General features: G+C 61.2%; 7 protein-coding genes. 5 read left to right on the top strand and 2 right to left on the bottom strand.

The window, feature by feature from the left end; translation table 11 throughout:
- The first annotated feature begins 280 nt into the window (after window positions 1-280).
- The 5 genes from V6M49_RS06340 to V6M49_RS06320 all read left to right on the top strand — a co-directional run bounded on the left by V6M49_RS06340 (window position 281) and on the right by V6M49_RS06320 (window position 6,554).
- Window positions 281-1,291: a LacI family DNA-binding transcriptional regulator gene (locus V6M49_RS06340; protein WP_141140790.1), complete on the top strand. Its 1,011-nt coding sequence runs from the start codon at window positions 281-283 to the stop codon at window positions 1,289-1,291.
- Window positions 1,288-2,262: an ABC transporter permease gene (locus tag V6M49_RS06335; RefSeq protein ID WP_332760580.1), complete on the top strand. Its 975-nt coding sequence runs from the start codon at window positions 1,288-1,290 to the stop codon at window positions 2,260-2,262. Before V6M49_RS06340 ends, V6M49_RS06335 begins: the two co-directional genes overlap by 4 nt.
- Window positions 2,263-2,269: 7 nt before the next feature.
- Window positions 2,270-3,229 carry a carbohydrate ABC transporter permease gene (locus V6M49_RS06330; protein ID WP_141140792.1) on the top strand — a complete coding sequence of 320 codons (960 nt, stop codon included), beginning with the start codon at window positions 2,270-2,272 and terminating at the stop codon, window positions 3,227-3,229.
- An 85-nt stretch (window positions 3,230-3,314) separates the two neighbouring features.
- Window positions 3,315-4,922, top strand: coding sequence for an ABC transporter substrate-binding protein (locus V6M49_RS06325; protein WP_104060885.1), 1,608 nt, complete (start codon window positions 3,315-3,317; stop codon window positions 4,920-4,922).
- A 120-nt stretch (window positions 4,923-5,042) separates the two neighbouring features.
- Window positions 5,043-6,554: a glycoside hydrolase family 32 protein gene (locus V6M49_RS06320; protein WP_332760579.1), complete on the top strand. Its 1,512-nt coding sequence runs from the start codon at window positions 5,043-5,045 to the stop codon at window positions 6,552-6,554.
- A gap of 139 nt (window positions 6,555-6,693) precedes the next feature.
- Here the strand turns inward: V6M49_RS06320 and nrdF are convergent, their stop codons facing one another.
- Window positions 6,694-7,668 carry a class 1b ribonucleoside-diphosphate reductase subunit beta gene (gene nrdF / locus V6M49_RS06315; protein ID WP_024368367.1) on the bottom strand — a complete coding sequence of 325 codons (975 nt, stop codon included), beginning with the start codon at window positions 7,666-7,668 and terminating at the stop codon, window positions 6,694-6,696.
- A gap of 91 nt (window positions 7,669-7,759) precedes the next feature.
- Window positions 7,760-9,554: class 1b ribonucleoside-diphosphate reductase subunit alpha (gene nrdE / locus V6M49_RS06310; protein ID WP_332760578.1), on the bottom strand; the 1,795-nt coding region annotated here is incomplete at its 5' end.

Below are 9,554 nucleotides of genomic sequence, written 5' to 3'. Positions count from 1 at the left end.
CATGGGACATTGAAGACCTCCTTGTGGATCGGACTCTTAGACAAGCCCCACTCCACTCGGAGGTCTTCTTCTTGTCACCTATCCACGCCGAGCGTTCCTAACGTCCGTGGTCAATACACCTAGCGGGTCTAAACGGAGGATTTATGTGGTTCGACTCGCCCTGTTGACCGCTGATGTGATGCACGATACAGTTTACGAAGTTATACGAATAACTCACGAAAGCAACTGGCCCGAGGAGGTGCCCATCATGGCTGGATCACGGCCAAAGTCAGGACCGACAATGCACGACGTCGCTGCTGCTGCCGGCGTTTCACAGGCCACCGTGTCGCTGGTGCTGAATTCAGCCTCCGGGTCGCGTTTCTCCGAGGATACGCGCAAGCGTGTTCGGGACGCCGTGAAACGGCTCGGCTACCGTACCAACGCCCACGCCAAAGTCCTTCGCGAGGGCGTGGCCGGCATGATCGGGTTCATTGGCGATTCCGTGGCCACCACTCCTTTTGCAGGCGCCATCATCGAAGGCGCACAGCAGCGGGCCTGGGAAGACGGACTCCTCCTGCTCTCGGTAAACACCGGCGGTGATAAGCAGCTCGAGGCCGCATCTTTGGACACCATGCTCTCTTATAAGGTCGCCGGCGTGGTCTATGCCGCCATGTATCACCGGCGGCTGGAAGTTCCTGAGGCCCTGTCGGGCGTCAGGTCCGTGGTGCTGAATTCGCAGGACCGGGCGGGTCTCGTCCCGAGCGTCGCCCCGGACGAGGTCAAAGGCGGGTACGCGGCCACGAGCCGACTCCTCGAGGCGGGCCACACCCGGGTGGGGATGATCAATATCGAAACCCTTGAAAGCGGCCTTCCCGCCGCCGTCGGCCGCTATGAGGGCTACTGCGCGGCACTTGAGGAAGCGGGGCTGGCCGTTGATCCGTCGCTGGTCCGCTTCGGGCAAGGCGGTGAGGAGCATGGCTACAAGTACACGATGGAGCTCATGACCACCAGCAACCCGCCCACCGCGATCTTCTGCGCGAACGACCGCGGCGCCTGGGGTGCCTACCAGGCCGTCTCGGACCTGCACCTCTCCATCCCCGGGGACGTCTCGATCGTGGGGTTTGATAATCAGGCGACTCTGGCGCCGTTTCTTCGCCCGGGATTGACCACTTTTGAATTGCCGTTCGTCGCCATGGGCCGGCGCGCGGTTGAGCTGATCCTCCAGGACGCGGAACCCGATGGCCGGGTCGAGCTGATGGACTGCCCTCTGATTGAACGAAATTCCGTGACCCATCCTAAGGAGATGCCATGAGCCGCACCATTCCGGCCCGACGCGGCCGTCCTGCTGCGGCGCCGGTGCCGCAGCGAAAAATTTCTCTTTCGCTCCGCATGAAGAGGATTTCCCGTGCCTGGCAGTTATACGTATTACTAGCCCCGGCGATTGTCTACATTCTGGTCTTCAAGTACTGGCCGATGTACGGCGTGCAGATCGCGTTCAAGAACTACAACCCGGTGGACGGGTTCACGGACAGCCCCTGGGTGGGTCTGACGCACTTCATCAGGTTCGTGAACTCCTACCAGTTCGGCCAGGTGGTCGGTAACACCTTGTGGATTGCCGTCCTTGGACTGTTGGTGGCCTTCCCGATTCCAATCATCCTGGCTTTGCTGGTCAACCAGCTCCAGAGCGAGAGGTTCAAGAAGTTCACCCAGACCGTGCTGTATTCGCCCGCGTTCATCTCCACCGTGGTGGTGGTTGGCATCATGTTCGTGGTTCTGTCCCCGAGGTCGGGGCTGGTGAACAACGCCATCCAGCTGGGCGGCGGGGAGCCGATCTTCTTTATGGGTTCGGCGGAGTGGTTCCGCCCCATCTATGTCATCTCGGATGTCTGGCAGAACGCCGGATTCTCGATGATCGTGTACCTCGCGGCACTGGCGGCGATCGACCCGGCACTGCATGACGCTGCCAAGGTGGACGGCGCTTCCAAGCTCCAGCGCATCCGTCACATTGACCTCCCGGGCATCATGCCGGTGGTGACGATCCTGTTCATCCTGGCCATCGGCAACCTGCTCAACGTCGGCTTCGAGAAGGCACTGCTGATGCAGACGCCGCTGAATATTTCGACCTCGGAGATCATCCAGACCTACGTCTACCACGCGGGTCTGCAGCAGGCGCAGTTCAGTTATTCGGCCGCTATTGGCCTGTTCAATTCCCTCCTCAACCTGGCGCTGCTGCTCGTCTTCAACACGATTGCGCGCCGGGCCAACCAAGCGACCCTGTGGTGATGCCGAAATGTCTCTGACAACCAACCCCCGCACTACCGAGAACCGGAGCCGGCCCCTCAGCCAGTTCCGTCCCAAGCGGACCCTGCGCGACAAATACGGCGACCGTGCCTTCAACATTGGCGCCACCGCCGTCCTGCTGCTGTCCATCCTGGCCGTGGTGTACCCGCTGTACTTCATCGTCATCGCCTCCATCAGCGACCCGAACGCCGTCTACGAAGGCAAGGTCTGGCTGCTTCCCTCCGGTGTTACCACGGAGGGGTACGAGCGGATCTTTGCCGACAGCCGGATCTGGAACGGTCTGGGCAACACGGTCATCTATACCGTGCTCGGCACCGCCGTCAGCGTCAGCACCATCCTGTGCGGCGCCTACGCACTGTCCCGCAAGGACATGCCTGGCCGGAAGATCCTGATGCTCCTTTTCGTGATCACCATGTTCTTTGACGGCGGACTCATCACCAAGTACCTGGTGGTCCGCGACCTGGGCATGCTGGACACCGTCTGGGCAGTGGTTCTGCCGGGAGCGGTGGGCGTATGGAACCTGATCATCGCCAGGTCCTTCTTCGAGCACACCATTCCGAACGAACTGCGCGAAGCCGCCCAGATGGACGGGGCAACGGACTTCAAATTCTTCTTCCAGATGGTGCTCCCACTGTCGAAGCCACTGATCATGCTGATGATCATGGTCCACGTCGTGGCGCAATGGAACTCGTTCTTTGACGCACTGATCTTCCTCAACGACGACTCCAAGTACCCGTTGCAGCTCGTCCTGCGCAACATCCTGATCCAGTCAGACGTCTCCTCCACCGGAACCACCGGCGGGGACATCGAATCCTATGCCGCCGCGCAACGGATCGCAGAGCTCACCAAGTACGCCATGATCGTCGTCTCGAGCCTGCCACTCATGATTGCCCTGCCATTCATGCAGAAGCACTTCACCAAGGGCGCCATGATCGGCGCCGTCAAATAGCTCCTCACCGCATCAACCGCCCGGGCAACCGCCGTCGGACGGCAGCACACCCACCGCAAGAACCCACCTCAGAATAGGAATGACCATGTCACTCAGCCGTAAATACGCCGCCCTCGGCGCCGTCCTGGCCGGAACATTGATGTTCACCGCCTGCTCCGGCGGCGGCTCAGGCACCACGGAGATCAAAGACGCCTCCGCGGACTTCGGCTTCCAGGAAACAGGCTTCCCCATCGTCAGCAAGCAACTCGACCTGACCTTCTCCGGCACCAAGGCCGCCCTGGCCCCGGACTACAACACCATGACCGTGGTCAAGGAATGGGAAAAAGCCACCAACATCCACATCAACTGGGAAAACCTGCCCGAAACGGTCTTCCAGGAAAAGAAGAACCTCATCCTGGCCAGCGGTGACCTGCCCGATGCTTTCTTCAACACCGGACTGACCGACGCCGAGATCGCCACCTACTCCGCCAGTGGCACCCTCATCCCGCTCGAAGGGCTCATCGAGAAGAACGCACCCAACCTCGCCAAGCTGCTCTCTGACCGGCAAGACATCAAGGCCGCCATCACTTCCTCGGACGGGCACATCTACTCCCTGCCATCGATCGAGGAACTCGGCCTGGTCCAGTTCCCCAACGAACTCGCCATCAACACGTCGTGGCTGAAAAAACTGAACATCCCGATGCCGAAGACCATCGATGAGTTCCACGATGCGCTGCTGGCCTTCAAGACCCAGGATGCGTCCGGGACCGGCAAGACCATCCCGCTGAGCTTCATGCCCGGATCCTGGTGCGGGGACATCGTTGATCTGATCGCCGCCCTCGGCGGAGTGCCGGACAACATGGACCACCGCATCGTCCAGGACGACAAAGTCATCTTCACCCCCACCCAGGACGGCTACAAAAAAGCCATTCAGACCCTGCATGAGTGGTACCAGGAAGGCCTGATCGATCCCGAGTCCTTCTCCCAGGATGACAAGGCGTACCTGGCCAAGGGCAAGGCGGCCACCGAAAACCTTGGCTCCTTCGTCTGGTGGGAAGTCCCCGAAATGGTCGGCGCGGACCGTGCCAACAACTACACCCTGGTCCCGGTGCTCGAAGGCGTGGACGGCAAACGGATCGCCAGCCAGTCCAACAACCAGGAAATCGCCCGCGGCGCCTTCGCCATCACCCGGACCAACAAATACCCGGCCGCGACCATGCGCTGGGCAGACAACCTCTACGACCCCATCCAGTCCGCCCAGGCCAACTGGGGGCCCATCGGTGAAACCCTCCAAAAGGACGCCAGCGGACTCCTGACCCAGATCCCAGCCCAGGCCGGGACGAGCGAAGGCGAACGCCGGCAGAAAGTCGCCCCGGGCGGCCCGAAGGCCAACACCGCCGATAACTTCACCACCGTCGTCGCTCCCGAACCACGCGCCGCCGAACGCCAGAAAACCGTCAACGAACTCTACAAGCCCTTCGCCGGCAACGACGGCTACCCACCGGTCGCCCTCTCCAACGAAGAACTGCAGCAGATCAGCACCATCCAGACCGACACCACCTCACTGGTCAAGCAGAACGTCGCCAAGTGGATCGTCTCCGGCGGCATCGAGCAGGAATGGGACGGCTACGTCTCCCAACTCAAGAACGTCGGCGTCGACAAAATGATCGAGGTCTACCAGCAGGCCTACGACCGCTACAAAAAGAACTCCTAGCTTCCAAAGCACGGGTGGGCCGGTGCTTCCGCATCGGCCCACCCGCCACCAGATCCACTTGCTGGTTCTTGGCCCAATTTTGCAAGAGTCCCAACCTGCAACGAAATGAGAATGACCTTCATGACTGCCGCGACCGCCACGACAGCCGACACTTTCCGCCCGGCCTTGCATTACTCAGCCCGGAACACCTGGCTCAATGACCCCAACGGCCTGATTCATCATGAAGGCGTCTACCACCTCTACTACCAGAGCAACCCGCTGGGTAACGTGTGGGGGAACATGTCCTGGGGACACGCCACCTCCACAGACCTGACCACCTGGACCGAACACCCCATCGCCATCGCCTGCGACGACGACGAAGACATCTTCTCCGGCAGCATCGTCTTCGACCGCGACAACACCAGCGGTTTCGGTACCGACTCGGCTCCGCCCCTGGTCGCCGTCTACACCAGCGCCTTCAAACCCGGCTCCGCACACGCCGGGCTCCAGGCCCAGTCCCTCGCCTACAGCCGCGACGGCGGCTACACCTGGACCAAACACACCGCCAACCCCGTCCTGAACCGCGGATCCGCCGAGTTCCGGGACCCCAAGGTCATAAAGTACGACGGCGGTGCCGGCAGCTACTGGGTCATGGTCGCCGTGGAAGCCACGGACTTCCAGGTGGTGCTGTACAAGTCCCACGACCTCAAAAACTGGGAGCTGCTCAGTACCTTCGGCCCGGCCAACGCCACCGGAGGCGTCTGGGAATGCCCCGACCTCTTCCCCCTCCCCGTCGACGGCGACCCGGAGAACCTTCAGTGGGTCCTCACCGTAAACCTCAACCCCGGTGGCCCGAACAACGGCTCTGCCGGGCAGTACTTCATCGGCGACTTCGACGGGACCACGTTCACCTCGGCCACCACCGTGACCGAAGGCCTCCAGGACCCGGATCGGCTGGGCGAGTACCAGTGGCTGGACTGGGGCCGTGACTACTACGCCGCAGTCTCCTTCAGCGACGCCCCCGACAACCGCCGCCTCATGATCGCCTGGATGAACAACTGGGAATACGCCAACCAGATCCCCACCTCGCCCTGGCGCAGCCCCATGTCCCTGGTCCGCGAAGTATCCCTCCGAACTGTTGACGGAAAAGCGCGGCTGTTCCAAGAGGCCGCCGGAGATTTCGCCGCAGTGTCCAGTGCCGGACCGTCATTCAGCCTTGAACGGATGGAATTCTCCGACTGCACACGCGTGCTCGACGGGGCATCAGGCAGCGTCCAACGCATCGAGGTCACCTTCATCCCCTGGACCGTCGAAGAATTCGGGATCATCGTCCGTGGGAACGGCGCCCACGGAACCCGCGTCGGTATCCGGCCGGCACACGGTACCCTCCATGTCGACCGCCGGACATCAGGGAACACCAGCTTCCATGAATCCTTCCCATCCATCGACACAGCCCCCATCAGCGCGATCGACGGTTCCTACCGGCTCACGATCTTCGTGGACCGCTGCTCCCTTGAAGTCTTCGCCCAGGAAGGCCAACTCACCATTACGGAACTGATCTTCCCGGCACCCACCAGCACTGACGTCGCCATCTACGCCCTCGGCGGCACAGTCACCGTAGACAGCCTGAACATCACCCAGTGCGCCGCCTGATAGGGAGTCTTCGTCGCGGCACCATCTCGCCTCCAATGTGACAGTCGGGAACAAAAGTCCAACTTAAAGGCAACAGCCCCGCACAAGTATGTGTGCGGGGCTGTTGCAGGTTTGTTGGGTACGAACAAAGGAGGAGGAACTAGAAGTCCCAGTCATCATCCTCGGTATTGACGGCCTTGCCGATGACATACGAAGAACCCGACCCGGAGAAGAAGTCGTGGTTCTCGTCGGCGTTCGGTGACAGTGCCGAGAGGATGGCCGGGTTCACGTCGGTGACGGAAGCCGGGAACATGGCCTCGTAGCCCAGGTTCATCAGTGCCTTGTTGGCGTTGTAGTGCAGGAACTTCTTGACGTCCTCGGCGAGGCCAACGGAGTCGTAGAGGTCGTGCGTGTACTGGACTTCGTTCTCGTAGAGCTCGAAGAGCAACTCGAACGTGTAGTCCTTGATCTCCTGCTTGCGCTCCTCGGAGAGACCTTCCAGGCCCTTCTGGAACTTGTAGCCGATGTAGTAGCCGTGGACGGCTTCGTCGCGGATGATCAGGCGGATCAGGTCAGCCGTGTTCGTCAGCTTGGCCCGTGAGGACCAGTACATCGGCAGGTAGAAGCCCGAGTAGAACAGGAAGGACTCCAGCAGCGTGGAGGCCACCTTGCGCTTCAGCGGATCGTCGCCCTGGTAATAGTCCATGACGATCTGGGCCTTCTTCTGAAGGTTCACGTTCTCAGTGGACCAGCGGAATGCCTCGTCGATCTCCTTGGTGGAGGCCAGCGTGGAGAAGATCGAGGAGTAGCTCTTGGCGTGCACGGACTCCATGAACGCAATGTTCGTGTAGACGGCTTCCTCGTGCGGGGTGATCGCGTCCGGAATCAAAGACACAGCGCCGACGGTGCCCTGGATGGTGTCCAGCAGAGTCAGGCCCGTGAACACGCGCATAGTGAGCTGCTGCTCATCCGGAGTCAGCGTGGCCCACGACTGGACGTCGTTGGAGAGCGGGATCTTCTCGGGCAGCCAGAAGTTGTTGACCAGGCGGTTCCAGACGTCTACGTCCTTATCGTCCTGGATGCGGTTCCAGTTGATCGCTTCGACGTGGCTAAGCAGCTTGACCTTCTCGGTCATGTCATCCCCTAAAAGTTGGGTTGTTCTTTGAAGTTAAGCGTACGACGGCGGGCGGGCGCCCGCCGTCGTACTGTCCAGATTTAGTTGAAGATTAAAGCATGCAGCTGACGCAGTTGTCCACCTCGGTTCCCTCCAGCGCGAGCTGGCGGAGACGGATGTAGTAGATGGTCTTGATGCCCTTCTTCCAGGCGTAGATCTGGGCCCGGTTGATGTCGCGCGTGGTGGCGGTGTCCTTGAAGAACAGCGTCAGGGACAGGCCCTGGTCCACGTGCTGGGTGGCTGCGGCGTAGGTGTCGATGACCTTCTCATAGCCGAGCTCGTACGCGTCCTGGTAGTACTCCAGGTTGTCGTTCGTCAGGTACGGCGCCGGGTAGTACACGCGGCCCAGCTTGCCTTCCTTGCGGATCTCGATCTTGGACGCCACCGGGTGGATCGAGGAGGTGGAGTTGTTGATGTAGGAGATCGAGCCCGTCGGCGGGACGGCCTGCAGGTTCTGGTTGTAGATGCCGTGCTCCATAACGGAGGCCTTCAGCTCGCGCCAGTCATCCTGGGTGGGGATGTGGATGTTCTTGAACAGCTCCGCAACCTTCTCGGTCTGCGGCACCCACTCCTGCTCCGTGTACTTGTCGAAGAACTCGCCCGAGGCGTACTTGGACTTCTCAAAGCCGCCGAAGGTCTGTCCGGTCTCGATGGACAGCAGGTTGGAGGCGCGGACCGCGTGGTACACCACCGAATAGAAGTAGATGTTGGTGAAGTCCAGGCCCTCTTCGGAACCGTAGTGGACCCGCTCGCGGGCCAAATAGCCGTGCAGGTTCATCTGTCCCAGGCCGATGGCGTGGGACTGGTCGTTGCCGCGGGCGATGGACGGCACCGAGGTGATGTTGGACATGTCCGAGACCGCCGAGAGGGACCGGATGGCCGTCTCGATGGTCAGGCCGAAGTCCGGGCTGTCCATGGCCTTGGCGATGTTCAGCGAACCCAGGTTGCAGGAGATGTCCTTGCCGGTCTGGTCGTAGGACAGGTCATCGTGGTACGTCGTGGGCTGCGAAACCTGGAGGATCTCCGAGCACAGGTTGGACATGATGATCTTGCCGTCGATCGGGTTTTCCCGGTTTACGGTGTCCTCGAACATGATGTACGGGTAGCCGGATTCGAACTGGATCTCGGCGAGGGTCTGGAAGAACTCGCGCGCCTTGATCTTGGTCTTCTTGATCCGGGAATCGTCCACCATCTCGTAGTACTTCTCGGTGACCGAGACGTCGGAGAACGGCATGCCGTAGACGCGCTCGACGTCGTACGGGGAGAACAGGTACATGTCCTCGTCCTTCTTGGCCAGCTCGAACGTGATGTCCGGGATGACAACGCCCAGCGAGAGGGTCTTGATGCGGATCTTCTCATCCGCGTTCTCGCGCTTGGTGTCCAGGAAGCGGTAGATGTCCGGGTGGTGCGCGTGCAGGTACACCGCACCGGCACCCTGGCGGGCACCGAGCTGGTTGGCGTAGGAGAAGCTGTCCTCGAGGAGCTTCATCACGGGGATGACGCCGGAGGACTGGTTCTCGATCTGCTTGATCGGGGCGCCCACTTCGCGGATGTTGGTCAGCGCGAACGCCACACCGCCGCCGCGCTTGGACAGCTGCAGCGCCGAGTTGATGGACCGGCCGATCGATTCCATGTTGTCTTCGATGCGGAGCAGGAAGCAGGAGACCAGCTCGCCGCGCTGCTTCTTGCCGGCGTTCAGGAACGTGGGCGTGGCCGGCTGGAAGCGGCCTTCGATGATCTCGTCCACCATCTGCAGGGCGAGCTTTTCGTCGCCGCGTGCCAGGTGCAGGGCCACCATGCAGACGCGGTCCTCGTAGCGCTCCAGGAATCGATTGCCGTCGAACGTC

The sequence above is a fragment of the Pseudarthrobacter sp. genome, assembly GCF_036675385.1.
GTDB lineage: Bacteria > Actinomycetota > Actinomycetes > Actinomycetales > Micrococcaceae > Arthrobacter.
Note: the sequence above shows the minus strand (reverse complement) of the source record. Positions and strands in the feature narration are given on the sequence as shown.

Coding starts and splice junctions, on each gene's coding strand:
- V6M49_RS06340 (WP_141140790.1), top strand. CDS start 281: ATGCACGACGTCGCTGCTGCTGCCGGCGTTTCACAGGCCACCGTGTCG.
- V6M49_RS06335 (WP_332760580.1), top strand. CDS start 1,288: ATGAGCCGCACCATTCCGGCCCGACGCGGCCGTCCTGCTGCGGCGCCG.
- V6M49_RS06330 (WP_141140792.1), top strand. CDS start 2,270: ATGTCTCTGACAACCAACCCCCGCACTACCGAGAACCGGAGCCGGCCC.
- V6M49_RS06325 (WP_104060885.1), top strand. CDS start 3,315: ATGTCACTCAGCCGTAAATACGCCGCCCTCGGCGCCGTCCTGGCCGGA.
- V6M49_RS06320 (WP_332760579.1), top strand. CDS start 5,043: ATGACTGCCGCGACCGCCACGACAGCCGACACTTTCCGCCCGGCCTTG.
- nrdF (WP_024368367.1), bottom strand. CDS start 7,668: ATGACCGAGAAGGTCAAGCTGCTTAGCCACGTCGAAGCGATCAACTGG.